At 73.2% G+C, this 25505-nt stretch carries 22 protein-coding genes; 8 read left to right on the forward strand and 14 right to left on the reverse strand.

The genetic code is table 11. The features are described 5' to 3' along the window. Nucleotides 1-124 precede the first annotated feature (124 nt). Nucleotides 125-1564, forward strand: a complete 1440-nt coding sequence (locus ACYVF7_RS47975) for an FAD-dependent oxidoreductase (RefSeq protein ID WP_460352909.1) — start codon at nucleotides 125-127, stop codon at nucleotides 1562-1564. Here the strand turns inward: ACYVF7_RS47975 and ACYVF7_RS47980 are convergent. After that, the gene (locus tag ACYVF7_RS47980) at nucleotides 1543-4626 is read right to left on the reverse strand and encodes a BTAD domain-containing putative transcriptional regulator (RefSeq protein ID WP_460352911.1); all 3084 of its coding nucleotides are present in this window, start codon (nucleotides 4624-4626) and stop codon (nucleotides 1543-1545) included. The genes ACYVF7_RS47975 and ACYVF7_RS47980 overlap by 22 nt on opposite strands. A gap of 83 nt (nucleotides 4627-4709) precedes the next feature. Next, on the reverse strand, nucleotides 4710-5306 hold the full coding sequence (locus ACYVF7_RS47985) for a TetR/AcrR family transcriptional regulator (protein ID WP_460352912.1): 597 nt from the start codon (nucleotides 5304-5306) through the stop codon (nucleotides 4710-4712). A gap of 95 nt (nucleotides 5307-5401) precedes the next feature. On the opposite strand from ACYVF7_RS47985, the gene ACYVF7_RS47990 reads away from it, so the two are divergent. Next, nucleotides 5402-6268 carry an NAD(P)H-binding protein gene (locus ACYVF7_RS47990; RefSeq protein WP_460352913.1) on the forward strand — a complete coding sequence of 289 codons (867 nt, stop codon included), beginning with the start codon at nucleotides 5402-5404 and terminating at the stop codon, nucleotides 6266-6268. Between the two features lie 46 nt (nucleotides 6269-6314). Here the strand turns inward: ACYVF7_RS47990 and ACYVF7_RS47995 are convergent, their stop codons facing one another. The 3 genes from ACYVF7_RS47995 to ACYVF7_RS48005 are packed head-to-tail and all read right to left on the reverse strand — an operon-like array spanning nucleotide 6315 to nucleotide 8327. After that, on the reverse strand, nucleotides 6315-6863 hold the full coding sequence (locus ACYVF7_RS47995; RefSeq protein WP_460352915.1) for a multicopper oxidase family protein: 549 nt from the start codon (nucleotides 6861-6863) through the stop codon (nucleotides 6315-6317). Beyond that, entirely contained in the window at nucleotides 6779-7954 is a 1176-nt protein-coding gene (locus tag ACYVF7_RS48000) for a multicopper oxidase family protein (RefSeq protein ID WP_460352916.1), read from the reverse strand. Before ACYVF7_RS48000 ends, ACYVF7_RS47995 begins: the two co-directional genes overlap by 85 nt. Then, nucleotides 7947-8327: a hypothetical protein gene (locus tag ACYVF7_RS48005; protein WP_460352917.1), complete on the reverse strand. Its 381-nt coding sequence runs from the start codon at nucleotides 8325-8327 to the stop codon at nucleotides 7947-7949. Before ACYVF7_RS48005 ends, ACYVF7_RS48000 begins: the two co-directional genes overlap by 8 nt. Nucleotides 8328-8437: 110 nt before the next feature. Here ACYVF7_RS48005 and ACYVF7_RS48010 point away from each other — a divergent pair, with 110 nt between their 5' ends. Together ACYVF7_RS48010 and ACYVF7_RS48015 are read left to right on the forward strand one after the other, a co-directional pair. After that, entirely contained in the window at nucleotides 8438-9334 is an 897-nt protein-coding gene (locus ACYVF7_RS48010) for a LysR family transcriptional regulator (protein WP_460352918.1), read from the forward strand. 87 nt (nucleotides 9335-9421) lie between these two features. Beyond that, nucleotides 9422-9862 (forward strand): YybH family protein, encoded by a 441-nt coding sequence (locus ACYVF7_RS48015; RefSeq protein ID WP_460358514.1) that lies wholly within the window; start codon nucleotides 9422-9424, stop codon nucleotides 9860-9862. Nucleotides 9863-10004: 142 nt separating this feature from the next. On the opposite strand, the gene ACYVF7_RS48020 is transcribed toward ACYVF7_RS48015, so the two are convergent. The 4 genes from ACYVF7_RS48020 to hutH form a co-directional block, all read right to left on the reverse strand. Continuing rightward, nucleotides 10005-11330: a formimidoylglutamate deiminase gene (locus ACYVF7_RS48020; protein WP_460352920.1), complete on the reverse strand. Its 1326-nt coding sequence runs from the start codon at nucleotides 11328-11330 to the stop codon at nucleotides 10005-10007. Nucleotides 11331-11377: 47 nt separating this feature from the next. Next, nucleotides 11378-12571: an allantoate amidohydrolase gene (locus tag ACYVF7_RS48025; RefSeq protein WP_460352921.1), complete on the reverse strand. Its 1194-nt coding sequence runs from the start codon at nucleotides 12569-12571 to the stop codon at nucleotides 11378-11380. 167 nt (nucleotides 12572-12738) lie between these two features. Beyond that, the gene (hutU, locus tag ACYVF7_RS48030) at nucleotides 12739-14406 is read right to left on the reverse strand and encodes a urocanate hydratase (RefSeq protein WP_460352923.1); all 1668 of its coding nucleotides are present in this window, start codon (nucleotides 14404-14406) and stop codon (nucleotides 12739-12741) included. A gap of 19 nt (nucleotides 14407-14425) precedes the next feature. Continuing rightward, the gene (gene hutH, locus ACYVF7_RS48035) at nucleotides 14426-15979 is read right to left on the reverse strand and encodes a histidine ammonia-lyase (protein WP_460352924.1); all 1554 of its coding nucleotides are present in this window, start codon (nucleotides 15977-15979) and stop codon (nucleotides 14426-14428) included. A gap of 77 nt (nucleotides 15980-16056) precedes the next feature. Between hutH and ACYVF7_RS48040 the strand changes: the two genes are divergently transcribed. Together ACYVF7_RS48040 and ACYVF7_RS48045 are read left to right on the forward strand one after the other, a co-directional pair. Then, nucleotides 16057-16824, forward strand: a complete 768-nt coding sequence (locus tag ACYVF7_RS48040) for an IclR family transcriptional regulator (RefSeq protein WP_460352926.1) — start codon at nucleotides 16057-16059, stop codon at nucleotides 16822-16824. Nucleotides 16825-17032: 208 nt separating this feature from the next. Next, the gene (locus ACYVF7_RS48045) at nucleotides 17033-18562 is read left to right on the forward strand and encodes an RtcB family protein (RefSeq protein WP_460352928.1); all 1530 of its coding nucleotides are present in this window, start codon (nucleotides 17033-17035) and stop codon (nucleotides 18560-18562) included. 13 nt (nucleotides 18563-18575) lie between these two features. Here ACYVF7_RS48045 and ACYVF7_RS48050 read toward each other — a convergent pair whose 3' ends face one another. The 4 genes from ACYVF7_RS48050 to ACYVF7_RS48065 all read right to left on the reverse strand — a co-directional run bounded on the left by ACYVF7_RS48050 (nucleotide 18576) and on the right by ACYVF7_RS48065 (nucleotide 22486). After that, on the reverse strand, nucleotides 18576-19604 hold the full coding sequence (locus tag ACYVF7_RS48050) for a trypsin-like serine peptidase (protein WP_460352930.1): 1029 nt from the start codon (nucleotides 19602-19604) through the stop codon (nucleotides 18576-18578). A 135-nt stretch (nucleotides 19605-19739) separates the two neighbouring features. Beyond that, the gene (locus tag ACYVF7_RS48055; protein WP_460352932.1) at nucleotides 19740-20156 is read right to left on the reverse strand and encodes a glycine betaine ABC transporter substrate-binding protein; all 417 of its coding nucleotides are present in this window, start codon (nucleotides 20154-20156) and stop codon (nucleotides 19740-19742) included. Continuing rightward, a complete protein-coding gene (locus tag ACYVF7_RS48060) occupies nucleotides 20156-21583 on the reverse strand; it encodes a serine/threonine-protein kinase (protein ID WP_460352934.1) in 1428 nt (475 codons plus the stop codon). Before ACYVF7_RS48060 ends, ACYVF7_RS48055 begins: the two co-directional genes overlap by 1 nt. Nucleotides 21584-21775: 192 nt before the next feature. Beyond that, the gene (locus ACYVF7_RS48065; protein WP_460352936.1) at nucleotides 21776-22486 is read right to left on the reverse strand and encodes a TetR/AcrR family transcriptional regulator; all 711 of its coding nucleotides are present in this window, start codon (nucleotides 22484-22486) and stop codon (nucleotides 21776-21778) included. 92 nt (nucleotides 22487-22578) lie between these two features. Here ACYVF7_RS48065 and ACYVF7_RS48070 point away from each other — a divergent pair, with 92 nt between their 5' ends. Next, nucleotides 22579-24012, forward strand: a complete 1434-nt coding sequence (locus ACYVF7_RS48070) for an MFS transporter (protein WP_460352937.1) — start codon at nucleotides 22579-22581, stop codon at nucleotides 24010-24012. Beyond that, nucleotides 24009-24359, forward strand: coding sequence for a nuclear transport factor 2 family protein (locus tag ACYVF7_RS48075; protein WP_460352938.1), 351 nt, complete (start codon nucleotides 24009-24011; stop codon nucleotides 24357-24359). The genes ACYVF7_RS48070 and ACYVF7_RS48075 overlap by 4 nt, the downstream gene beginning before the upstream one ends. A 166-nt stretch (nucleotides 24360-24525) precedes the next feature. On the opposite strand, the gene bla is transcribed toward ACYVF7_RS48075, so the two are convergent. After that, nucleotides 24526-25461, reverse strand: coding sequence for a class A beta-lactamase (bla, locus tag ACYVF7_RS48080; RefSeq protein WP_460352940.1), 936 nt, complete (start codon nucleotides 25459-25461; stop codon nucleotides 24526-24528). Nucleotides 25462-25505 lie beyond the last annotated feature (44 nt).

Raw genomic sequence — 25505 nt, forward strand, 5'->3', positions numbered from 1 at the left:
CGTACGGGATGCGGCCGGACCGGCACGCGGCACCCTGTGCGATGCGCCATCGGGATGATCGACGCCGGCGGGCTGACAGCGGGATGCCGGTGGGATGACAGCGGCCCGGTCCATCGTCGGCGGCATGAACGAGACAGCGACTTACGTCCTCATCGCCGGAGCCGGCCCGACCGGCCTGACCCTGGCCTGTGACCTCGCCCGCCGTGGCGTCGACTTCCGGATCGTCGACCGGGAGCCCCGGACCGGATCGCGCGGAAAGGGCCTGCAGCCTCGTACGCTCGAGGTGTTCGACGACCTCGGCGTCGTCGACGCCGTGCTGGCGTCCGGCGCCCCCTACCCACCGATCAACGCCTACCGGGACGGGTCGGTGGTGTGGCAGGGCCGCATGCACGAACCGGCCGAGCCGACCCCCGACGTGCCCTATCCCAACGTGTGGATGGTGCCGCAGTGGCGCACCGAGGAGATCCTCCGGGACCGGCTCGCCGAACTCGGCGGGCGGGTGGAACGCGCCGAGGTCACCGGCGTCGAGCAGGACGACGAGGGTGTCACCGTCGAACTCGACGGCGGTCGCCGGGTGCGCGCCGCGTACCTCGTCGGCGCGGACGGCGGGCGCAGCCTCGTCCGCAAACGGCTGGACGTCCGGTTCGACGGGGAGACGCACGAGGCGGAGCGGATGCTGATCGCCGACGTCCGCACCGGCGACCTGGACCGGGACCACTGGCACATCTGGGGGGACATGGCCGCCCAGAAGCTGACCGTCGGACTGTGCCCGCTGCCCGGCACCGACGTCTTCCAGCTGACCGCCCCGATCGGCGAGGAGGAGACGCCGGACCTGTCCCTGGAGACGTTCCAGAAGATCGTCAGTGCGGTCGCCGACGTACGGCTCACGGGCGTCGGCTGGACGTCGGTCTACCGGGTCAACATCCGGATGGCGGAGCGGTTCCGCGCCGGCCGGGTGTTCCTCGCCGGCGACGCCGCCCACGTGCACTCGCCGGCGGGCGGGCAGGGACTCAACACCGGCGTCCAGGACGCCTACAACCTCGGCTGGAAGCTCGCCCGGGGCGGCGACACGCTGCTGGACACGTATGAGGAGGAGCGCCTGCCGGTCGCGGCCGGGGTGCTCGGCATCAGCACGAAGCTGTACCGCACGGCGGTGCGGGGCCAGGCGGACGCGTTCCGGCGCGGCGAGGAGACGCGGCAGCTCGGCATCGGGTACCCCGACAGCCCGCTGTCCGCGGGCGGCGGAAAGGCCGGCGAACGCGCGCCGGACGCGCCGTGCCACGGCGCCGGCGGACGACCGGTCCGGCTGTTCGACGTGTTCCGAGGCCCGCATGTGACCGTGCTGGGCCTCGGCGCGCACCACGCGGAGACCGTCGCCCGGATCGACGCGGCGTACGGGCCGGCGGTCCGCGCCCGCACCGTGGGCGAGGGAGGCGACCTCGTCGACACCGAAGGGCACGTCCGCGCGGCGTACGGCACCGACGGGATCGTGGTGATCCGGCCCGACGGGTACATCGGGTCCTACGGCGCGGACCCGGACGCCTACCTACGGTCCATCGCCTGAAGCAGCAGGTCCTCGGGCCGGGAGAGGACACGGCCGCGCTCCCACGCGGCGCGGAGGCGCTCCTCTCCCAGCGCGGCCTCGCACCGGCCCACGAGCCCCCGGACCCAGGGGTCGTCCGTGTCGTCGATGCCCCGGAGCGTACGGGCCGCGCTCAGGGCGGTGGCGGCGCGCTCGGCGTCTCCCTGGTCGAGGCACCACGCGGCGGCGTGCTCCACGGCGGTCGCGCGCGCCACGTCGTCCCCGGTCCCCGCGATCAGGCCGAGCGCCTCGGCGTGCAGGGCACGGGCGGCGCCGGAGTCGCCCCGGGCCGTCTCGGCGCGGGCCAGGACGCCGCTCAGCAGGGCGACGAACTGGGTGGGGGCCCGCTCCGGCGCGATCGCGAGCGCCTCCCGCAGCCACCGGACGGCCTCGTCGAGGTCGCCGCCGAGCAGCGCGAGCTCGCCCAGCGCGCCGCGGACCCGCGCCCGCCCGAGCGCGTCCCCGCCCCGGTCGGCGGCCGCGAGCGCCCGTTCCAGATCGGCCCGGGCACCGGTGTGATCGCCGGCCCGGGCCCGCGCCTGCCCCAGCTGGACGAGCAGCATCATGGGCGCGGGGATCTCCTCGACCGCGCCGATCTCGGCGGCACGCGCCCGCGCCCGTTCCAGCGCCGACGCGGCGTCGGTCCAGGATCCACGGTTCGCCAGGATCAGGGCCAGCTCGTACAGGCAGAACGCCTGCCCCCACCGGTCGCCCACCTCGTCGAACAGGTCCAGCGCCGCCCGAACGTGCGCCTCGGCCCGTGCCGCGCCGCCCGCGGTCCACTCGAACTCCACGATCCCCTCGACGAGCCGGGTCATCGCCCGCAGCCACGGGTCGGCGTGCCTGCCGAAGCGCTCGACCGGGATGCCCGGGTCGCGTGCGCCTGCGAGCGCCCAGGCCGCGAACGCCGCCGGGTGATCGCTTCGCTCGATCACCCGCAGGGCCCGGCCCAGGGCCGGGGTGACCTGCCGGACGCCGAACGGCGTGCCGCCCGACGAGGCGATCAGCACGCAGATCGCGTGGGCCGTCTCGCAGCCGGGCGGTGGTTCGGGTCCGACTGTGTCGAGGACCCTGGCCGCCCACTCGCCGGCCTGACTCCACCCGCCCCGCAGGACCCACGGCCAGACCCGTGCGAAGACCATCCGCAGCGCGGTCTCCGTCCGCCCGGACACCACCGCCCGGCCGAGCGCTGCGTCCAGGTTTCCCTGATCGGCGTCGAGCCGCGCCAGCCAGGCGAGCTGGTCGCGGCCGCGCAGCAGCGGCTCCGCGGTCTCCGCCAGTTCCAGGAAGTACGCGCCGTGCGCGCGCGTCACCGCCGCCGTCTCTCCCGCGTCCTCCAGCCGGCCGGCGGCGTACTCCCGGACCGTCTCCAGCAGCCGGTACCGCGCTCCCACGCTGTCGGCGATGACCAGGGACTTGTCCACCAGCCCGGCCAGTGCCTCGACCACGTCGCCGCCGGGCGCGCACACCCGGCGTACGGCCTCGGCGTCCGCGCCGCCCACGAACACCGACATCCGGCGCAGCAGCGCCTGCTCGGCCTCATTGAGGAGGTCCCAGCTCCAGTCGACGACCGCCCGGAGCGTACGGTGCCGGGACAGGGCCGACCGCCGGCCGTGGTCGAGAAGGCGGAAGCGATCGCCGATCCGTTCGGCGAGCTGGTCGGCGGTCAGCGACCGCAGGCGAGCGGCGGCGAGCTCGATGGCGAGCGGGATGCCGTCCAGTTCGCGGCAGACGCGGACGACGTCGTCCGTCACGGCGAAGCCGGGCCGGACCGCCGCCGCCCGATCCGCGAAGAGGCTCACCGCCGGAGCCTCCCGGGGGTCGGTGCCGGGTTCCGGCAGGCCGAGCGGCGCCACCGGGAACAGCGACTCCCCCGCGATCGCCAGGGGCTCCCGGCTGGTGGCGAGGATCCGGACCTCCGGCGCGGCCGCCAGCAGGCGTTCGGCCAGCTCCGCCGCGGCGTCGACGAGGTGCTCGCAGTTGTCGAGGAGGAGCAGGAGGCGGCGGCCGGCGAGCGCCGCCACCAGCCGGCCCAGGAGATCCGCGGGCGCGAAGGCGCTGGTCTCGCCGTCGTCCACCGCGGCCAGGACGGCCGGCGCCACGCCGCCGGGCGCGGTGACGGCTCCGAGCTCGACCAGCCGGACCGGCTCCGGCCAGCTGTCCGCGACCTCGACGGCCAGCCGCGTCTTGCCGGTGCCGCCGAACCCCGTGAGGGTGACGAGCCTGGCGTTCTCCAGGGCGGCGCGGACCGCGGCGAGTTCGCGATCGCGGCCGATGAACCGCGTCGACCGGGCGGGCAGCGCGCCGGGCCGCGCCGCGGCCTGCTCCCGCAACGCCGCCAGATGCGCCGCCCGCAGCTCCGGCCCGGGATCGACGCCCAGCCCGTCCGCGAGCGCGTGCCGCGCCCGCTCGTACGCCTCCAGGGCGTCGGCCCGGCGACCGGCCGCGCACAGGACCCGCATGAGCCGGGCCTGCAGGCGTTCCCGGGTGGGATAGGCGGCGGCCGGCTCCTCGACCTCCGCGACCGGCACCGGCACCCCCGCGGCGAGCGCGGCGTCGATCCGGTCCTCGACCATGGACAGCCGCAGCTCTTCCAGCCGCGCCGCGGGCGCGGCGGCGAAGGCCGCACCGGCCGCGTCCGCGAGGGGCGTACCCCGCCACAGGGCGAGCGCCTCGTCCAGGACCGCGACCGCGTGAGCCGGCTCGCCCGCCGCGCGTGCGTCGGCCGCCGCCCGCTCGAACGCCTCGGCGTCGACCTCGTCCGCCGGCAGGTCCAGGCGGTAGCCGGCGGGGTGGGAGGCGATCAGCCCCCGGTCCTCGCCGAGCGCGCGGCGCAGCCGGGCGACGAGACTCTGCAGGGCGCCGGCCGGATCGACGGGCGGCTCGCCGTCCCACAGGTCGTCGATGAGCCGCTCGGCCGTGACCAGGCGCCCGGGATCGAGCGCGAGCCGGATCAGCAGCAGGCGCAGCCGCGCCCCGCCGACCTCGACCGGCCGCCCGTCCCCGCCCCGCACCTGCAGCGGCCCCAGTATCCGGATACGCATGGCGGGACGAGCATAGATCTCCGATGTCCACTGCGCTCCAGGCCGCAGCGGACCCCGGATGACCTCATCGCATCAGCGGTAGGTCACGCCGGACGGCGGGTACTCGCCGGCCGCAGGCCGTCGACGACGACCGTCAGGCCCAGGCCCTCCGAACCGGGCGGGAGACGCTGCTCCATGGTGAGCACCCCGGCGATGATCGCGTGGAGCCCGTCCGCGTCGATGTCCGGCCGGACGGCCCCGGCCGCCTGCGCGCGGGAGAGGAGGACCGCCACGGCCTCCTGCAGGCCACGGCCGACCTCGAGGACGTCGCCGATGTCCGACGGGTCGGTCAGCGCGGTCGAGACGGCGAGGTTGTGCCGCGACTCGGCGGTCAGTTGCCGCAGGAAGGCGAAGAACGCCTCCCCCGGATCGGCGGCGTCGGCGAACCCTCGCGCGGCCGTCGTCAGCTCCTCCAGCCGGTCGACGATGACCGCCTTGAGCAGTTCGTCCTTGGTCGGGAAATGACGGTGCACCGTGCCGGCGCCCACTCCCGCACGGCGGGCGATGTCGTCGAGGCTGACCGACGGCCCCTCGGCGGCGAAGGCCTCACGGGCGGCGGACAGGACCCGTTGCCTGTTCCGGAGCGCGTCCGCGCGTGGTGACCTGCGCTTTCGGGCGTCGGCTGATGTGTCGTCCGGCATGGCTCCCTCAGAATGCGTTGTAAACGGGGCGAGCGCCCCGTATATTCCTAAGCGGGGCGCACGCCCCACTTTAGTCGATCCCCATGGGAGATCTCGTGATCGTTGTAACCGGTGCGAACGGCCCCCTCGGCCGCCTCGTCATCGACCATCTCCTGGCCCGGACGCCGGCCGGTGAGCTGGCCGTCAGCGTCCGCGACCCCGCCCAGGCGGCCCGGCTCTCCGAACAGGGCGTCCGGGTGCGCCACGGCGACTTCGACCGGCCCGAGACGCTCCGGGACGCCTTCGCCGGAGCCACCACGGTCCTGATCAACGCCACCAACTACGGCACCGCGTCCGAGACCCGCGCCCGGCAGCACACGGCCGCCGTCGACGCCGCGGTGACAGCAGGCGCCGGCCGCATCGTGTTCACCGGCTGGCAGGACCTGGACCGCTGTCCGCTCGACTTCGTCCGTGACTTCGCCGCGGCGGAGAAGCTCGTCGCGACGTCCGGCACCGGGTGGACGATCCTGCGCATGACGTACGGCATGGCGGCGTCCCTCGCCCGCGACGTCCGGTCGTCGATGGACACCGGCGCCCTCACCGCCCCGGCCGGCGACGCCCGCGCCACGCCCGCGGCCGTCACGGACCTCGCGGAGGCGACCGCCAACGTCCTCATCGAGGCGGGCCACGACGGCCGTACCTACGAGCTGACTGGCCCGGACGCGATCGGCTGGCATGACCTGGCGTCTCTCGCGAGCACGCTGGCCGGCCGGGAGATCCGCTACCGCCCGGCCTCGGACGAGGAGTGCCGCGCCCAGTGGACGGCGGCCGGGTGGCCGCAGGCGGCGGTCGAGATGCTGATCGCCTACTACGGCGCCTTCCGGTCCGGATGGGCCGGCACGCCCCGTCCCGACCTGGCGGACCTGCTGCGCAGACCGGCGATCTCCTCCCTCGACGCGGTCCGGCAGACGCCGCTCCCCTGACCCGCGTCCGGCACATCGGCGCCGCCGGCCGGTTCCGCGAAGCTTGTCAGATGATCTCGAGGTTGGCCATCATGCCCATGTCCTCGTGTTCGGCGTTGTGGCAGTGGAAGAGGTAACGGCCGCGGTAGCCGTCGAAGCGGGTGATGATCTCCGCCGATTCGCCCGGCCGCAGCGAGACGGTGTCCTTGAGGCCCGCGTCGTGCGGCAACGGCCTCTTCCCGCCGCGTGAGAGCACACGGAAGCCGACCAGGTGCAGGTGGACGGGGTGGTGGGCGTCGGCGACCAGCCGCCACACCTCGACGTCGCCGAGACGGGTGGTGACGTCGGAGCGGGCGGGGTCGAACGGCTTGCCGCCGATCAGCCAGCCGTGACCGCCGTGCATCCGCCCTGCGCGGAACGCGAAGTCGCGTACCCGCGTGGCGTCCGACCGGCGCCAGGCCGGCAGGTCGTTCGCGAGGGTTCGCGGGACGCGGCTGTCGTCGGCGGCCTTGCGCACGACCCGGAAGGCCATCACGTCGCGGGTACGGCCGGAGCCGAGCCGGTTGACGATCCGGACACGGCCGCCGACCGGGACGCCGGAGAAGTCGATGACCACGTCGTAGCGTTCCGCCGGCGCGATCGGCAGGGACCGGTGGGCGACCGGCGCCGCGAGCAGTCCCTGGTCGGCGCCGACCTGGACGAGATCGAGCCGGCGCCGTCGTCGGTGACCGCCTCGAGCTCGTAGTGCCGGGCGTTGGAGGCGTTCAGGATGCGCAGCCGGTACCGGGCCGCGTCGACCTCGTGCACGGGCCACGGGGCGCCGTTGACCAGGATCACGTCACCGAGCACTCCGGCGAGGTAGGCCCCGCGGACGCCCGGCCGCTCCCGCAGGGTGGGGTCGAGAGCGGGATAGTCGAGGCCGCCGTCGGCGGCGAACGCACGGTCCGCGATCATGAGCGGCAGCTCGCGCCGCCCGGCGGGCAGACCGAGCGAGTCCTCGGCGTCGTCGCGCACGATCTGCAGCCCGGCGAGTCCCCGCCAGATCGCGGGGGCGGTGAAGTCCATCCGGTGGTCGTGGTACCAGAGCAGTGTCGGCCGCTGATCCATCGGGAACGCGTAGTCCCGCGTCAGCCTGGTCACCACCGCCCGCGGATCACGCATCCCGTGCATGCCGCCCATCCCCTGCATGCCGCCCATCCCCTGCATGCCGCTCATCCCCTGCATGCCGGGCATCGTGTGGGCGGGGTCCGGCCAGCCGTCGGGCAGGACGAGGTCGGTCGGGTATCCGTCGGACCTCGGCGTGTTCCGTCCCCCGTGCAGGTGCACGACGGTCGGCACGGGCAGTTCGTTGCGGTGCGTCACGGTGATCGGCCGGCCTCGGCGCGCCTCGATCGTCGGGCCCGGGAAGGTGCCGTTGTACGTCCACATCGATGTCCTGACACCGGGCAGGATCTCCAGGGCCGCCTCGCGCTGGGTGATCTCGTACCGGTCGACGCCGCCTGCGGTGCTGACCGGCTTCAGCACGGACGGAAGCGGCAACGGCACCTGGAACGCGGGCGGCAGCGGCACCGCGCTGCGCAACTCGGCGCCGGTGACCGACGGCCGGCGGGACAGCGCGGCCGCGGTCGACAGCCCGGCGCCCGCCATCAGCCCGAGCGCCCCGCCGATGCCCAGCACCTGGCGCCTGTTCACCGTCGGCTCACGCAACGTCGGCCTCCTCAAGTGAGGCCGGCCGCCGCCAGACGGCGATGAACAGCACGACGAGCCCGACGATGGTCAGCACGCCCAGCGGAAGGTGCAGCCACAGCGCCCCGTCCATCCCGGCGAAGTACTGCACGGTCTCGGCCGCTACCAGGGCCAGTGTGGCGAGGAACGGCCACGCCTGACGCGACCGGACCCAGACCACGATCGCCGCGATCAACTGCAGATAGCCGATGGAGGTGACGACGTTCGCACCGGCCGCGTGCCAGCGCAGGCCGTCGTAGTCACCGCTCAGATACACGCCGGCGAACACGGGCTGGCCGAAGATCGCGACCACATGCGCGCTGACGAGGGCCCGCATCACCCATCCGGTGACCATGAGGCGTCCTCCTTCCGTTCTTGGTTCGCCTCCAGACGCTATGACTCCATAGTTATCTTGTCTAAGATCAATATTGCTATCCAGTTATTCTCCTGAAGGCATGAGGGGTCATGGATCTGAACTCGCTCAGGCAGTTCCTCGTGGTGGCGCGGCTGGAGCACCTCAGCCGCGCGGCCGACGAGCTCCGCATCGCCCAGCCGTCATTGAGCCGCACCATCGCCCGGCTGGAGAGCGAGCTCGGCACGCCGCTGTTCGACCGGGGCGGCCGCCTCCGGCTGAACGAGGCCGGCCTCTTCCGCGGTTACGTCGAACGCTCGCTGGGCGAGCTCGAGGCGGGCAGGCGAGCCGTCGCCGAGGCCACCAGCGAGGGTGTGCGCACCGTGCGGCTGGCGTCGGAGACCTTCCTCACCCTCACCGGGCCGCTGGCGGATTTCAAGCGCGCTCATCCCTCCGTCGAGGTCGAACTCCACTGGTCGCCGGCCGAGGACATGGCCCGCCGCCTGCGAGCCCAAGAGGTCGATCTGTGCGTCGCCTCCCAGCCGATCCGCGCCGAAGGCCTGGAACAGGTGCGGCTGCTCGATGAGGCGGTGGGGGTGGGCACGCCACTCGACCACCCGCTGGCGGGCCGTACGTCGGTGAGCGTCGACGAGCTCGCTGACCAGCCGTTCATCATCGCCCGCGAGGGGCACTGGCAACGGCGCCTGTTCGATCGGCTCTTCACCGCACGAGACCTCACACCGAAGATCGTCTGCGAAGTCGACGAGCTCAGCGCCATCGCCGGCCTGATCAGCGCGGGACTCGGCGTGAGTCTCGTCCCCGCCTTCGCCCGACGTGCGGCCATCCGCGCCCCGCTCATCTGGACCGCCGTCGACAGCCCCGACTGCCGTCGCGCGGTCACCCTGTTCTGGGGCGCCGACAGCCATCTGTCGGCCGCCGCCCGCCTGATGCGCACCACGATCACCGGTTGGAACTGGACCACCGCCGAACCACAGGAGAACGGCGGATGATCCCACGCCGCCTGACATCTCGGGGTGCTGTCTCGTCGTACTGGCGAGAAGCCAAGATTCCGCACCGGATGGAAGGGGTGGGTGGCGATGCCCACGCAACGCGAGGTCGCCGAAGCCGAGATCAGGCAGCAGGTCGGCAAGATAGTCGAGGGAATCCGCGCCAAGGATCTCGAGGGCCTGAAACAGCTTTACGCGACGGACGTCGTGTCCTTCGACGTCGAGCCGCCGCTGCAGCATGTTGGAATAGCCGCGAAATTGAAGAACTGGACGAAGGCGTTCACGTTCTTCCGGGATGTGGCTTATGAGGTTCGCGACCTGGCGGTCATCGTGGGCGATGATCTGGCGGTCGGGCACTGCTTCGGCCGGCTCAGCGGCACGCTGCAGAACGGGACGGCGACGAGCGGCATGTGGGTCCGGGCCACTTTCTGCTTCCGGAAGATCGACGGCACCTGGCTGATCGTGCACGACCAGGCTTCCGTGCCGTTCGACATCGCGAGCGGCAAAGGCGTGACAGACCTCGAGCCCTGACGGGTCGCGGAGGTCCGGGACGTCGCCCGGCGGCGCCTCCCGCCCCGCCACCGACCCGGTTTCGCGGGTCGGCGGCGCTGCCGCCGGTGACGCCCTGGTCCGTTCCGACCGGGGCGTCCGAGCAGGTCCAGGTGGCCGCGGGTCAGTCGGTCAGGGCTCTGATCGCCTGGGACAGGGCACGGGGGACGTCGTCGATGAGGAGATGGCGGCCGTCGCGGACGATCTGCTTCCCGGAGACCATGACGTGGCGGACGTCGGCCGGAGAGGCGGCGAAGACGACCGACTCGGCGAGGTGGCCGGGGGCGGCGCCGGCCAGCCGGACCGAGTCCAGGTCCACGGTCACCAGGTCGGCGTACGAGCCCGGTTCGATGCGGCCCGCCTCGGACCAGCCCAGGGCCGAGTGGCCGTTGCAGGTCGCGGCGGCCAGCAGCTCACCGGCCGTCCAGTTGCCGCGCCTGCGGGTGCGGAGCCGTTCGTCGAGCTCGACCGCGCGGGCCTCCTCGAACAGGTCGATCATCGCGTGCTGGTCGGAGCCGAGCGACAGCGGCGACCCGGCCGCGACCAGCTCGCGGGCCGGCCCGATGCCGTCGGCGAGGTCGCGTTCGGTGGTCGGGCACATGCACACGCCGCTCTGGCTGGCGCCGAGCAGGCCGATGTCATCGGCGGTGAGGTGAGTGGCGTGGACGGCGACGGTCCGGCCGCCGAGCGCACGCCGGTCGGCGAGCAGTTGCGTGGGCGTCACGCCGTACGTCTCCAGGCACGCCTCGTTCTCGGCGGGCTGCTCGGACAGGTGGACGTGCAGCGGGGCGCGGCGCCCGCGGGCCCACTGGGCGACGGTCCGGATCTGGTCGCCGGGCACGGCGCGTACGGAGTGGATGGCGGCGCCGATCCGCGCGTGGTCGCCGGCGCGCAGGTCCTCGACGCGCTCGGCCCACGCGTCTGCGGTGCCGTCACCGAACCGCAGCTGCGGCCCCTCCAGGTCCTTGCCGATCCCGCCGGTCAGGTAGCAGGCGTCGAGCAGCGTGATCCGGATGCCGGCCTCGCGGGCGGCCTGCATCAGCGCCGCGCCGAAGGCGTTCGGGTCGGCGTACGGCGTGCCGCCCGGGGCGTGGTGGACGTAGTGGAACTCGCCGACGCAGCTGATCCCGGCGAGCGCCATCTCGGCGTACACCACCCGGGCCAGCGCCAGGTAGGAGTCCGGGTCGAGCCGGGCCGCGACCTCGTACATGTGGGTGCGCCAGGTCCAGAAGTCGCCCCTGCCCGTCTGGACCCGCCCGCGCAGCGCGCGGTGGAAGGCGTGGGAGTGCACGTTGGCCATGCCGGGCAGGGTCAGTCCGGGCAGGCGTTCGGCGTCCGGCGGCGCGGGCACGCCCGGGGTGACCCGGACCAGCCGCTCCCCCGCGACCTCGAGGAGAACGTCGGCCGCGACGCGGTCGCCGAGCCAGGCGTGTTCGGCATGCAGTCTCATCCGACCAGGTCCCCCTGCGAGGCGATCACCGATCTCGGCGTGCGGTTTCATGGGGTGACCAGGTCTTCCAGGACGGCGGCGAGCGCCTCGACGCCGGCGAGGCAGTCGGCGGTCTCGGCGTGCTCCTCGGGTGCGTGCGAGACGCCCGTGGGGTTGCGGACGAACAGCATCGCGGTGGGGACGTGCGCCGACAGGATGCCCGCGTCGTGCCCGGCGCCGGTCGGCAGGACGGGGACTCCGCCGAGGGCCTTGGCGAGCCGGTCGCGCAGCTCCGCGTGGAAGTCGACGACCTGCGTGTAGGACTCCTCGGCGAGGGCCACCTCGACGCCGTGCTCGCGGGCGGCGTTCTCGGCGGCGGCGCGGATGTCGGCGACGGTCGCGCGTACGGCGGCGTCGTCCGGCGCGCGGGTGTCGAGCCAGGCCTGGACGGCCGAGGGGATGGCGTTGACGCCGTTCGGGGTGACGCGGACCTTGCCCATGGTCGCGACCGCCTCGTTACGGGCGGCGGCGTCACGGGCGGCCAGCACGGTGTGCGCGAACGGCAGCATGGGGTCCCGGCGGTCTCGCAGCAGGGTGGTGCCCGCGTGGTTGCCCTGACCGGTGAAGTCGAACCGCCAGCGGCCGTGCGGCCAGATCGCGCTCGCCACCCCGACGGGCGTCTCGAGGGCCCGGCCCTGTTCGACGTGGAGCTCGACGAAGCAGCCGACGCCCGCGAGGAGGTCGGGGTCCGGGCCGATCGCCTCGGGGTCGCGCCCGTCGGCGGACATGGCGTCGGCCCAGGTCACGCCGTCGCCGTCGCGCAGGGCGCGGGCCCGTACCGGGTCGATGGCACCGGTCAGCAGACGGGAGCCGAGGCAGGCGACGCCGAACCGGGCGCCCTCCTCCTCGGCGAAGACGGCGATCCCCAGCGGCCGGGCCGGCGTCACGCCGCGCTCGCGCAGCAGGTCGACCGCGGCCAGGGCCGACACGACGCCGAGCGGCCCGTCGAACGCGCCGCCGTCCGGCACGGAGTCCAGGTGACTACCGGTCAGCACGGCGTCGCGGCGGCCTCCGGGAACGTCCCACCAGGCGAAGAGGTTGCCGTTGCGGTCCTCCTCCACGGTCAGCCCTCGCCGGCCCGCCTCCTCGGCGAACCAGGCGCGGCACTCCCGGTCGGCGGCCGTCCAGGAGAACCGCCGGTAGCCGCCGCCGGAGACGCGCCCGATCGGGAGCAGCTCCCGCCACATCTCTTCGTAGCCCATCGCCTCTCCTCACACGATCCCCGGCCCACGCCTCCGGCCGCCTTTGCTCTGCTCACGCGGAGTATGCACCTGGATCGTTCCGATGCCTACCGGGGGTGAGCAGAGCAAAGGTCGCTGGCGGAGGGGGCCTGGCCGGGGGTGGTGACGCCTTACCGCCGCCCGTCTCCTCACTCGGGACGCGCGGTGTCCTCATTCATCGGGACACGGACGCCGCGCTCGGCCGCGACCTCGTCGGCGCGGTCGTAGCCGGCGTCGACGTGCCGGATGACGCCCATCCCCGGGTCGTTGGTCAGCACCCGCTCGAGCTTCTGCGCGGCGAGCGGCGTGCCGTCGGCCACCGACACCTGCCCGGCGTGGATGGACCGGCCGATGCCGACGCCGCCGCCGTGGTGGATCGACACCCAGGACGCACCAGAAGAGGCGTTGACCAGGGCGTTCAGCAGTGGCCAGTCGGCGATCGCGTCGGAGCCGTCGGCCATGCCCTCGGTCTCGCGGTACGGCGAGGCGACGCTGCCGGAGTCGAGGTGGTCGCGGCCGATCACGATCGGGGCGCTGATCTCGCCGGTCTCCACGAGCTTGTTGAACTCCAGGCCGGCCCGGTCGCGCTCGCCGTAGCCGAGCCAGCAGATCCGCGCGGGCAGGCCCTGGAAGTGGACCTTCTCCCCCGCCATCTTGATCCAGCGGGCGAGCTGCTCGTTCTCGGGGAACAGGTCGAGGATCGCCTTGTCCGTACGGGCGATGTCCTTCGGGTCGCCGGACAGCGCCGCCCACCGGAACGGGCCCTTGCCCTCGCAGAACAGCGGCCGGATGTAGGCGGGGACGAAGCCGGGGAAGTCGAACGCGCGGGTGTACCCGGCGAGCTGCGCCTCACCGCGGATCGAGTTGCCGTAGTCGAAGACCTCCGCGCCGGCGTCCTGGAATCCGACCATCGCCTCGACGTGCGCGGCCATCGACTCGCGGGCGCGGGTGGTGAAGCCCTCCGGGTCCTTGGCGCGCTCGTCCGCCATGTCCTCGAACGCGACGCCGCGCGGCAGGTACGACAGCGGGTCGTGGGCCGAGGTCTGGTCCGTGACGACGTCGATCGGCGCGCCCATCTCCAGCAGCTTCGGCACGATGTCGGCGGCGTTGCCGAGCAGGCCGATGGACAGCGGGCGGCGGGCGTCGCGGGCCTCCACGGCCAGGCGCAGGGCCTCGTCGAGGTCGTCGGCGCGCACGTCGCAGTAGCGGTGCTCGACGCGGCGGTCGATGCGGGACGGGTCGCACTCGACGCAGATCGCGACGCCGCCGTTCATGGTGACGGCGAGCGGCTGCGCGCCGCCCATGCCGCCGAGCCCGGCGGTGAGCGTGATGGTCCCGGCGAGGGTGCCGCCGAACCGCTTCGCGGCCACCGCCGCGAACGTCTCGTACGTGCCCTGGAGGATGCCCTGCGTGCCGATGTAGATCCACGACCCGGCGGTCATCTGGCCGTACATCGTGAGCCCGAGCGCCTCCAGGCGGCGGAACTCCTCCCAGGTCGCCCACTGCGGGACGAGGTTGGAGTTGGCGATGAGCACGCGCGGCGCCCACTCGTGGGTGCGCATGACGCCGACCGGCTTGCCGGACTGGACGAGCAGCGTCTCGTCGGCTTCCAAAGACCGCAAGGAGCGGACCATCGCGTCGAACGCGTCCCACGAGCGCGCCGCCCGGCCGGACCCGCCGTACACGATCAGCTCGTCGGGGTGCTCGGCCACCTCCGGGTCGAGGTTGTTCATGAGCATGCGCAGGGCGGCCTCCTGCTGCCAGCCCTTGGCGCTCAGCGTCGTGCCGCGCGGCGCGCGGACGGGACGAGGACCCATTCTTCTCTGTCTCCTTTACTCAGGCCAGCGGGCCGGTGACGGATTCGGCGGCGGCGACGAGGGAACCGTCGCGGACGAGGTCGACCGCGGCGGCGATCTCCGGAGCCAGGTAGCGGTCCGGTCCGGGTGCGGGCACGCGGGAGCGCAGGGCGGTGACCACCGCGCCGGTGGCCGGCCCGGGACGCAGCGGGGCGCGCAGGTCGAGGGCGCGGGCGGCGGTCAGGATCTCGATGGCGATGACGCGGGTCAGGCCGTCGACGGCCCGGCGCAGCTTGCGCGCGCCGCTCCAGCCCATCGAGACGTGGTCCTCCTGCATGGCGGAGCTGGGGATCGAGTCGACGCTCGCCGGGACCGCGAGCCGCTTCAGCTCCGAGACGATGCCCGCCTGGGTGTACTGCGCGATCATGTGGCCGGAGTCCACGCCCGGGTCGTCCGCGAGGAACGCCGGCAGCCCGTGCGACCGGGCGACGTCGAGCATCCGGTCGCTGCGGCGCTCGGAGATCGACGCGACGTCCGCGACCGGGATCGCGAGGAAGTCCAGCACGTACGCGACGGGCGCGCCGTGGAAGTTGCCGTTGGACTCGACCCGGCCGTCCGGCAGCACGACCGGGTTGTCGATCGCGGAGGTCAGCTCGCGCGAGGCGACGAGGGCGGCGTGGTCGAGGGTGTCGCGGGCGGCGCCGTGCACCTGCGGCGAGCAGCGCAGCGAGTACGCGTCCTGAACGCGGGTGCAGTCGGGGCCCCGGTGCGACTCCATGATGGCCGAGTCGGCGAGCAGGGCCCGCAGGTTGGCGGCGCTGACGCCCTGGCCCGGATGCGGCCGGAGCTCCTGCAGGTCGGCGGCGAAGACCCGGTCGGTGCCGAGCTGCGCCTCGACGCTCATCGCGGCGGCGACGTCGGCGGCCTTGAGCAGCCGGCGCAGGTCCTCGATGGCCAGCACGAGCATGCCGAGCATGCCGTCGGTACCGTTGAGCAGGGCCAGGCCCTCCTTGGCGACGAGGCTCAGCGGTTCGATGCCCGCCTCGGCGAGCGCCTCGGCGGCGGGGCGCAGCCGCCCGTCGGCGTCGCGCACCTCGCCCTCGCCGATCAGGGCGAGGGCCACATGCGAGAGCGGCGCCAGGTCGCCGGAGCACCCGAGGCTGCCGTACTCGTGCACGATCGGCGTGATCCCCGCGTTGAGCAGCGCGGCGAGGGTCTCGGCGGTCACCGTCCGCACGCCCGTACGCCCGGTGGCGAGCGTGCTCAGCCGCAGCAGCATCATCGCCCGGACGACCTCGGCCTCCACCTCCGGCCCTGAGCCGGCGGCGTGCGAGCGGACGATGTTCAGCTGCAGCTTGGCCCGCAGGTCCTCGTGGATGTGCCGGGTGGCCAGCGCGCCGAAGCCGGTCGAGATGCCGTACGCGGGCGTCGGCCGCGCGGCGAGCTCGTCGACGTGCGCCCGGGCGACGGCGATCGCCTTGAGGGCCTCATCGGTCAGCGCGATCCGCGCGCCGTGCCGGGCGACGGCCACGACCTGGTCGAAGGCGAGCGGCCCCACCCCGACGTCGACAGACGCACCATTGGTCGTATCCATGCCTCTATTGGACTCGACCCGTCCGGCGACCGGGACCCGGGGGGCCGTGCTGATGTCTGAGATGCGAGACTCTTGGAATGGCCGCCGACCAGGTCCCCGCGGCGCGGCGCGCGCTGGCCGTGCTCCGGCTGCTCGCGTCGTCCGCCCGGCCGCTCGCCGCGTCCGCGATCGCCCGGGAGCTCGCGCTGCCGCGGTCCAGCACGTACCACCTGCTCACCGCCATGGCCGAGGACGGCTTCGTCACCTACCTGCCCGAGGACCGGCTGTGGGGCCTGGGCGTGACGGCGTTCGAGATCGGCTCGGCGTACCTGCGGCAGGGCCCCCTCGAACGGCTGGCCCGCCCGCTCCTCGTCCGCCTCGTCGACCGGCTCGGCGAGATCGGCCAGCTCGGCGTCCTGCACGGCGCCGAGACGCTGTACCTGCTGAAGGAGCAGCCCCGCCACCACGCGACCCTGGTCACCGACGTCGGCGTACGGCTGCCGGCGTACCTCACCGCCAGCGGCCGGTCGATGCTGGCCCACCTGCCGGCCGCGCAGGTCCGCGCGCTGTTCCCCGGGACCTTCGTCGACCGCACCGGCACCGGGCCGAAGTCCCTGCGGGAGCTGCGCCGGCTGCTCGCCGAGGACGCCCGGCGCGGCTGGGCGATCGAGGACGGCCACGTGACCGAGGGGTTCGCCAGCATCGCGGCGTGCAGCTTCGACCACGTCGGCCGGCCCGCCGCCGCGATCACCGTGACGTTCCGCCGCGAGTCGCGGAGCGAGGACGAGTGGCCGGACATCGCCGCCCGCGTACGGGAGGCGTCCGCGGAGCTCACCCGCCGCCTGTCCGGCCACGCCCCCGAGTGATCCGCGACACATGCCCGTGACCCCGGCGCCCCCTGGATATCCGGTCGACCGCGTTGATCGCGATCGTTAGGCTGGATCCACCCTGCGGCTGCTGAACCCGGGGAGCACGTCGCCGGACGCACTCCGGCGGCATCCCGTGCGCCATCGATCGACGGATGGCGGCGCGACCTTCGTATGCCCTCACACCAGCAGTCACCAGGAAGGCCTCATGACCACCCTCAAGCGGCACGGCGCCGGCTCCCAGGACCCGCGGCTCGTCCAGGCCGACGACGACTGGCTCACCCTCCCCAACCGGTGGGACGTTCCCGTCGACATCTGCGCCGGACCGGACGTGCCCATCGAGTCCAGCGCGATCGACGAGATCCTCACCGTGCTGGAGACCGCCGGCACCCTCGAACAGCTCGCCGCGGCGACCGGCCATCCCGGCGCCGCCATCGACCGCGTCGCGCTCACGCCCGACCTGCACAAGGGCGCGGGCATCCCGATCGGCACCGTGCTGCGGACCCACGGCGCTCTGATCCCGCAGGCGGTCGGCAACGACATCAACTGCGGCATGCGGCTGGAGACGACGTCCCTGACCGTCGACGAGGTGCGCCCACGCCTGGACGCGCTGGAGCGGCGGCTCCGGCACCTGTTCTTCGAGGGCGGCCGGCGGATCGCGCTGTCCGGCGCGCAGCGCGAGGCGCTGCTGCGCGACGGCCTGCCCGGGCTGCTGGACGCGGGACGTCCGGCCGCCGACGGGGTGTGGTCGGCCCTGCGACCGGGCGACGCCGATGCCGGGCGGATCCACGCGGCGCGGTACCCGACCACGACCGCGGAGGCGTACCGGGACTGGATCGACAGCGCGGGCGGCACCAGCTACGACAGCATCATCGGCAGCGTCGGCGGCGGGAACCACTTCGCGGAGCTGCAGTACGTCGCGGCCGTGCACGACCGGCAGGCCGCGTACGCCTGGGGCTTCACGCCCGGCCAGGTGGTGCTGATGGTGCACAGCGGCTCGCTGTCCCTGGGACACCAGGCCAACGCCACCGGGCTGGAGCAGGCGAAGGCGATGTGGCCGCACGGCGTGCCGCTGCCGGACAACGGCATCCTCCCCCTGCTGCTGGACGAGCGGTCCGAGGGGGCGCGGCGGCGGTACCTCGACGCGTTCGGCAACGCGGCGAACTTCGCGGTCGGCAACCGCTTCTTCCTCGCGCTCATGCTGCGCACCGGGCTGGCCGCCGAGTGCGGGGAGCTCACGGGCGAGGCGGTGTACGACGCTCCGCACAACCTGCTCTGGCAGGGCGACGACGGTCACGTCGTCCACCGGAAGGGCGCGACGCCGGCCGGCGGGTACGCCGAGGCGGCCGGCGGGCCGTACGCGATGTGGGGCGAGCCGGTCATCGTCCCGGGCTCGATGGGCGCGGCCAGCTTCGTCCTGCGCGGGCACGGGAACCCCCGTACGCTGGCCAGCGCCTGCCACGGCGCGGGCCGCCGCGTCCCCCGCGGCGCCGCCTCCCGCGGAAGCGACGCCGACCTGGACGCCTTCCTGCGGGACTTCCGGGTCGTCACGCCGCTCGACCACCACGACCCGGCCGTGACCCACCGGTCGGACGTGATGGCCGCGTGGCGCCGCGACCTCAAGCAGGAGGCGCCCTGGGTCTACAAGGACATCGGCCCGGTCGTGTCCAGCCTGAGCCGGGCGGGCGTCGCCGACCCGGTCGTCGAGCTCCGCCCGCTGCTCACCGTCAAGGGCTGATCGGCACGGCGGCCTACTGGGACTTCACGGCGTTGAGCGCGTTGACGGCGGCGGTGCCGAGGACCGGGCCGAAGTTGATGTGGCTGGCCATGGAGTTCTGGAAGCTGTTGAGCCCGATGAGGTAACCCCAGCCACGGGAGAGCTGGAGGTCGTAGAGGGACGGCCCGCCGCTGGCGCCGTGGCCCATGTCGCAGGAGATCTCCTGGTACGCCGGCGTCGTCACCTCGCCGACGCAGAAGCGCAGGTCGTGGGCGTTCGGGTCGATGTCGGAGCGGGCGGGGTGGGTGTCCTGGGGGTAGCCGAAGGAGCGGACGTCCGGCCACAGGCGGCCGTTGTTGGAGTCGCTGAACTGGTAGCCCTGCTGGCCCACGACGTCTCCGACCTTGCTGCCGGAGTTGTTGGGGTACAGGGCGATGGCGGCCATGTCATAGGTCTTGTCGCCGCCGTCGAAGTAGCCGTTCGGGGCCGCCCAGGCCTTGCCGGACCAGGTGCCGTACGGCCACTCGGCGTCGTGGTAGTCCGGGGCGAAGAGGAACTTGGAGTACCAGTGCTTCTTGCCGTCGGTGACGCAGTGCCCGGCCGTCCAGACCGTGCTGTGGTTGTTCGACGCGATCGTGGTCGCCGTGCACCAGTGGCCCTCGCCCGAGGTGTCGGTGAAGTACAGCTTGCCGATGGTCGTCGCGGGCATCACGCCGTGACCGGACCAGACCTTGGACTGCCAGAAGTACGTCAGCGACCGCGGTGCGGCGGTCCCGGCGGCGGCACCTGCGGCCGGGCTGCCGGGGCTGCTCTGCGAGATTCCCGGCGACGGCGGGCTGGACGGAGTGGTGGAGGTGTCGGTGGGCTCGGCGGCGGGAGTGGCGGCGGCCATGCGTTCGGGCGTCCAGTAGTCGGCGCCGTCGGCCAAGCTGGGGCTCGACTTCCCGGTGCCGCCGGTGACGGCGTCCGCCGGGGAGGCGGCGTGGGCGGTTCCGGTGGCGACGGTGAGAGACAGGGCGGTCGTGGCGAGCAGGGCGCCGATGGACCTGAGTCGACGTTGCACGGTGTCCCCTTAACGATCATGGACGTGACGCACACAGTCGACTTGATCTTGATGGCGGCCCGGCGACCGGAAGATGATCATTAAGTGACTTGATCAATCAGTCAGCGCCGGTGGCACCCCGTCACGGCACCGGCCTCACTCGAGGAGGCCGGTCCGTTGCAGCCAGTCCTTGGCCACGGCCGCGGGATCGACCTCGTTGATCGAGATCTTGGTGTTCATGGCCAGCAGGTCCTCGGTGGTCAGCTTGGCCGAGACGGCGGCCAGCGCGGCCCGCCCGGCGGTGTTCAGCGCGGACCGGTAGACCAGCGGTGTCACGTTCTGCGCGCTGAAGAGGTGCTTCGGATCGGCCAGGACGACGAAGTGGTTCTCGGCGATCGCGGGCTCGGTCGTGAACAGGTTCGCCGCCTGGATGACACCGTTCCTGAGCTGCTGGATCATGGTGTCGCGGTCCCCGGTCTCGAACGGCTGGTAGCCACGGAATCCCAGTCCGTACGTTCCGCGCAGCCCGACCAGGCCCTGGTGCCGCGTCTGGAACTCCGGCGGCCCGCCCATCACGAGCCCGCGACGGGCGCGAGATCGGCGATGGTGCGCAGGTGGTACCGGTCGGCGGTCTGCTTGGACACCGTGACCGAGTCCTTGTCCTCCGCCGGCGCGGAGGCGAGCATCTCGAGCTGAGGCGGCAGCACGCGTCTCAGCACCGCGTTGACCTCGTCCGTGCCGACCGCCTCGCCGGTGTGGTCGAGCGACTCGGCGAGCGCGCCGTTGTACTCGGGCATCACCTGGATCTGTCCCGACGCGACCTGGTTGAAGTAGGTCTCCCGGTCGCCGAGGTCGAATCGCCGGATGACCTTGACGCCCTTCGCCTCGAGCGCCTGCGCGTAGATCTCGCCGAGCAGGTGGCTCTCGGGAAAGTTGGCCGACCCCACCGCGACCGTTCGCGGGGATGCCGCGGGCCGGTGGTGCCGGCCGTCGGGGCTCAGGACGAACGCCATGGCCGAGCCGCCGATGGCGGCGACGGCGACACCGGCCGCGACCAGCGCCCGGCCCCGGCCGTGCCACCACCGCCGTGGCCGTGGCACGGGAGGCGTCAACCCGCGCGTGAACCGATCCGGCCGGTCGACGGTCAGCCGGTCCGCACGCAGTGGTTCCTCCGGCGCGGCCGCCTTACTCTCCGCATAGCCGAGGAGCTGCAGCAGGACGTCGCGGGCGTCCGGCCGCCGCTCCGGGTCCTTGGCCAGGCACCGGCCGATCACGTCACGGAACGGCCGTGGAACGTCGTCGAGGCCGGGCTCGTCGTGCAGGATCCGGTTGAGCACCACGGCGACGGACTCGGTGCCGAACGGCGGTCGCCCGGTGGCGGCGAACGCCATCGTCGCCGCCCAGCCGAAGACGTCGGCCGCCGCGCCCGGTCGTTCTCCGTGCAGCCGCTCCGGCGCGGTGTACGCGGGGGTGCCGACGAGGCCGCTGCTGGTCGTCGTGTCGGTGTCCAGCGCCCGGGCGATGCCGAAGTCGATCACGCGCGGCCCGTCCGCGCCGATGAGGACGTTGTTCGGCGTGAAGTCCCGGTGCAGGACGCCGGCCTGGTGGGTGGCCGCCAGCGCCGACGCCGTGCCGACCATCAGCCGCTCGAGCGCGCCGCCGCGCAGCGGGCCGCCGGCCTCGACGAGTGTCTGCAACGACGGGCCGTCGACGTACTCGCTGACGATATAAGGGCGGTCGCCGTACATACCGAAATCGAGGACCTTCGCGGTGCAGAAGTCCGCCACCCGCCGCACCAGGGCCATCTGGTCGTGTAACTCGACCTGCGCCGCGGTGCCGCGCAGCAGCCGGGCGTGCAGGACCTTGACGGCGACCTGGCCACCATCACCGGCCACCGCGCGATAGACGACGCCCTGACCGCCCTCGCCCAGCCGCCCGGTGAGCCGGTGGTCGCCGATCCGGTCGGGATCTTCGGGGCGCAGCGGGTCGATGTCGCGCATCGCACTTCCCTTCCCCGGAATACGCGCAAGCCGGATTCGGAACCATTGTCACGCACTGAAACGGATCAGAGCTCCCCCGTCACGGCCGGGAAATCGCGCGAATTCACTCGGCCTCTCGGCCGGCGGGCTGTGAGGCTCGGTAGAGAGGCCCAAAAGGCGCACCCTTTTTGCGAGGCAAATCCGAAATTGCCGTCAGGCAGGCGGTTCCAGGCCCAGCGAGCGTACGAGGTCACGCATCTCCGCGCGGTACAGCGTCGCCGGGTCGCTGGCCAGTGGGCCGATGTGCCCGTAGATCTCCAGGGCCACGAGCCCGTGCATGCGGCCCCAGACGCGCAGCGCCAGCGCCACGGCAGCCGGGGGCAGGCCGGGGAAGTCCCGCCGGACCTCCGCGACCAGACCAGGATCGAAGTCGGACCAGTCGTAGTCGCCGTCGTGCAGGGCGGTCGCCCGTGGCCAGGCGGCGGCGACCAGGCCGGTCAGGCCGCCGCAGGCCCGGTGATGGGCCTCACGCGCCGCCCCGCCCTCGGGCGGCCGGAATCCCGGGACCGGGTCACCGTAGATGAGCCGGAAGCCCTCGGGATTGGCCAGCGCCCACTCGCGTACGGCATGGGCCCAGGCCACGACCCGGCCGCCGGGATCGGTCTCCGGGACGGCGTCGCGGGCGGCCTCCGCCCGGTCGACCAGCTCGGTATAGACGTCGGTGATCAGCGTTGTGATCAGGTCGTCGCGGGTGGCGAAGTAGCTGTAGATGGCTCCGGCGGTCATCCCCATCTCGCGGGCGATGGCGCGCAGCGAGATGGCGTCGGGCCCGCCGGCCGCCATCAGCCGGAGCGCGATCTCCTTGATCTCTCGGGTCGTCTCGGCGCGGAGCCGGGCCCGCCGGCTGATCGTCTGCTCTCCCACCCTTGACAGTCTACAGCGTTGCGCTACTGTTCGCCGTGTCAATATTGAACGCCGTGTAGTAAATGTACGGCACAGAGGAGCGTGGTCTGAACATGTCCCGTCACCGGGCCGGCCCGAGGCTGGCCCTGCTGGCATTCACCCAGCTCATCGTGGCTTTGGACTACAACATCGTGTACGTCGCCCTACCCGATATCGGCCGGGCGCTCGGCTTCACCGCCCAGTCCGTGCAGTGGGTGGTCAGTGCCTATGCCGTCGGGCTCGGCGGCCTCCTGCTCTTCGGCGGACGCGCCGTCGACCGGCTCGGCGCCCGGCGGATGTTCACGCTGGGACTCGCCCTGTACGGCGTGGCGTCCCTGGCCGGAGGCCTCGCCTCGGGGCCCGGTCTGCTGGTCGCCGCCCGGGCCGTCCAGGGAGTCGGCGGAGCCCTGCTCACGCCCGCGACGCTCGCGTTGATCTTCACCGGGTTCGCGGAGGGGCCCGAACGCAACCGGGCCATGGGCGCCTGGGGCATGGCGGGCAGCGCCGGCCTGGCCGCCGGCTCGCTGCTCGGCGGCGTCCTCACGAACTACCTGGGCTGGAAGTGGGTGTTCTTCGTCAACGTGCCGCTCGCCCTGGGCGCGGCGCTGGCCGGGCGCCGGCTGCTGACGGCCGACCCGCCGCGCAGGTCGGGCTGGGCGGGCTTCGACGTGCCCGGAGCGCTGCTGGCCACCGCGGGTTCGGCGCTTCTGGTGCTCGGCCTGGCGAGCGGCCCGGAGGCCGGGTGGGGCTCGCTGCGCGGCGCCGGCTCCCTGACCGCCGGCGCGGCGCTGCTGGCGCTGCTGCTGCTCGTCGAGTCGCGCACCGCCGATCCCCTCGTCCCCCTGCGGCTGCTGCGCAACCGCGGGCTCGCCACCACGATGGCGGTGATCGCCGTCTTCCAGGCGACGCTCGGCGGCGGCTACTACGTGCTCACCACCTACCTGCAGCCCGTCCTCGGCTACAGCGCGCTGGAGGCGGGGCTGGCCTTCCTGCCCCTCACGCTGGTCTGCATGGGCGCGGCACTGAAGGCCGCGCCGACGATGCTCGGCCGGTGGGGCTTCCGCGCCACGCTCTGCCTCGGCATGCTCGGCGCCGGCGCGGGGATCGCCGCCCTCGTCGCCGGCATCTCGGCGAACGGCAGCTTCTGGGCCCTGCTGCCCGGCAGCGTGCTGTGGGGCTTCTTCGGCGGCGTCGCCTTCGTCGCGGTGTTCGTCGCCGCCGGGTCCGGCGTGGCCCCGGCCGAGCAGGGCGTCGCGTCCGGGCTGGCCACCACCGCCAAGGAGATCGGCGGCGCGATGGGGCTGGCCGCCTTCGTCGCCGTGGCCAACGCGGGACTCGGCGCGCACCCGGCCCCGGCCCGCGTCCTCGGCGGCCTGCACGCCGCCGGCTGGACTGCGGCCGCCGTGACGGCCGCCGGAGGGCTGATCGCCCTCGTCCTCAAGCGTCCCTCGGCGCCCGCGCCGCAGGACACCACCACCATCGAGACCCTGGAAGGAATCGGCTCATGAGCGAGACCGTCGACCTCATCAAGCAGTACCTGGAGATCTGGAACGAACGCGACGGCGCCCGCCGCGACGCGCTCATCAAGGCGGCCCTGACGGAGGACTCGACCTATTCCGACCCGGACTACGCCGGCATCGAGGGCCACGCCGCGCTCTCCACCGCCATCGGCGCGGCCCACGAGAAGTTCGGCGCCCTCGTCTTCACCCTGGGCGAGGTCATCGGCGCCCACCACGACACCGTGCTGTTCACGTGGCGGCTCGGCCCGGCCGGTTCGGACGAGGCGGTGGCGACCGGCCACGACGTGATGGAGCTCGCCGGCGGCCGCGTCCGCCGGGTCGTCGGCTTCTTCTGACCGGCATCGTGATGCCGTACGGACGTCCCGTGACGTCTTCGGGACGTCTGCGGGGCGTTTTCGGGACGTCCGTACGGCGCCGGTCCGCCGCGAACCGCCGTCCTGATCGAAGGGCGACCGTACGGGACGGGGTACATCGACCGCCCGCGAGCGGCCGTACGGGAGGTCAGCTCAGCCGGCCGACAACCTTGGCGGCGGCCGCGACGAGCGAGTCGTCGGTCTTGGCGTCCTTGGTCGACCGGGTGGTGTAGACCGTGATGACGATCGGCGCGCGGTGCGGCGGCCAGGCGACCGCGACGTCGTTCCGCGTTCCGTAGTCGCCGGATCCGGTCTTGTCGCCGACGGTCCAGTCGGACGGGAAACCGGCGCGGATCAGCGCGCCGCCGGTCGTGTTCCGCCGCATCCAGTCGATGAGCATGGCGCGCTTGGGTGCCGGCAGCAGCGGGCTGAGGACGTACTTCCGCAGGTCGAGGCCCATCTGCCATGGCGTGGTCGTGTCACGGACGTCACCCGGGATGGCCGTGTTGAGGGTCGGTTCGTTGCGGTCGACGTGGGTGGTGACGTCCCCGATCCGCCGCAGCGCGGCCTGGAGGGCACTCGGTCCTCCCAGTTCCCGGAAGAGGAGGTTGGCCGCGGTGTTGTCGCTGTAGCGGAGCGCGGCGTCGCACAGCGCGCGGACCGTCATCCCCTTGTCGACGTTCTTCTCGGTGATCGGGGAATAGTTGACGAGGTCCTTCGAGGTGTACTTGACGACCGTGTTCAGCCGCTTCATCGAGTCCTGGCGCAGGACGGAGCCGGAGCTCAGGACCTTGTGCGTGGAGGCGTAGGCGAACCGTTCGCCGGCGCGCCAGCTCACGACCCGTCCCGTCCCGGTGTCGAGCGCCCAGACGCCGAGGCGCGCGTCGTGCTGCTTCTCCAGGGCCTGGAACGCCTGGTCGGTCCGCTCGGCGGCGGGCGTCGCGGTGGCACTCACCTTCGCGGACGCCGTGGTCGCGTGACCGGCCGTGCCACACGCCGTCAGAGGCACCAGCGTGAGAACGGCGAACGCCGCCACCCCGGCCCGGCGGCGAATGGACCGGTCTTCCTGTCGTGCGTAGGTCATGGCCGGAGTCTCACGGCCGCGCTCGTATGCCGTCAAAGACGGAA

The organism is Actinoallomurus acanthiterrae (assembly GCF_054775715.1).

Coding starts and splice junctions, on each gene's coding strand:
- ACYVF7_RS47975 (WP_460352909.1), top strand. CDS start 125: ATGAACGAGACAGCGACTTACGTCCTCATCGCCGGAGCCGGCCCGACC.
- ACYVF7_RS47980 (WP_460352911.1), bottom strand. CDS start 4,626: ATGCGTATCCGGATACTGGGGCCGCTGCAGGTGCGGGGCGGGGACGGG.
- ACYVF7_RS47985 (WP_460352912.1), bottom strand. CDS start 5,306: ATGCCGGACGACACATCAGCCGACGCCCGAAAGCGCAGGTCACCACGC.
- ACYVF7_RS48005 (WP_460352917.1), bottom strand. CDS start 8,327: ATGGTCACCGGATGGGTGATGCGGGCCCTCGTCAGCGCGCATGTGGTC.
- ACYVF7_RS48010 (WP_460352918.1), top strand. CDS start 8,438: ATGGATCTGAACTCGCTCAGGCAGTTCCTCGTGGTGGCGCGGCTGGAG.
- ACYVF7_RS48015 (WP_460358514.1), top strand. CDS start 9,422: ATGCCCACGCAACGCGAGGTCGCCGAAGCCGAGATCAGGCAGCAGGTC.
- ACYVF7_RS48020 (WP_460352920.1), bottom strand. CDS start 11,330: ATGAGACTGCATGCCGAACACGCCTGGCTCGGCGACCGCGTCGCGGCC.
- ACYVF7_RS48025 (WP_460352921.1), bottom strand. CDS start 12,571: ATGGGCTACGAAGAGATGTGGCGGGAGCTGCTCCCGATCGGGCGCGTC.
- hutU (WP_460352923.1), bottom strand. CDS start 14,406: ATGGGTCCTCGTCCCGTCCGCGCGCCGCGCGGCACGACGCTGAGCGCC.
- hutH (WP_460352924.1), bottom strand. CDS start 15,979: ATGGATACGACCAATGGTGCGTCTGTCGACGTCGGGGTGGGGCCGCTC.
- ACYVF7_RS48040 (WP_460352926.1), top strand. CDS start 16,057: ATGGCCGCCGACCAGGTCCCCGCGGCGCGGCGCGCGCTGGCCGTGCTC.
- ACYVF7_RS48045 (WP_460352928.1), top strand. CDS start 17,033: ATGACCACCCTCAAGCGGCACGGCGCCGGCTCCCAGGACCCGCGGCTC.
- ACYVF7_RS48055 (WP_460352932.1), bottom strand. CDS start 20,156: ATGGGCGGGCCGCCGGAGTTCCAGACGCGGCACCAGGGCCTGGTCGGG.
- ACYVF7_RS48060 (WP_460352934.1), bottom strand. CDS start 21,583: ATGCGCGACATCGACCCGCTGCGCCCCGAAGATCCCGACCGGATCGGC.
- ACYVF7_RS48070 (WP_460352937.1), top strand. CDS start 22,579: ATGTCCCGTCACCGGGCCGGCCCGAGGCTGGCCCTGCTGGCATTCACC.
- ACYVF7_RS48075 (WP_460352938.1), top strand. CDS start 24,009: ATGAGCGAGACCGTCGACCTCATCAAGCAGTACCTGGAGATCTGGAAC.
- bla (WP_460352940.1), bottom strand. CDS start 25,461: ATGACCTACGCACGACAGGAAGACCGGTCCATTCGCCGCCGGGCCGGG.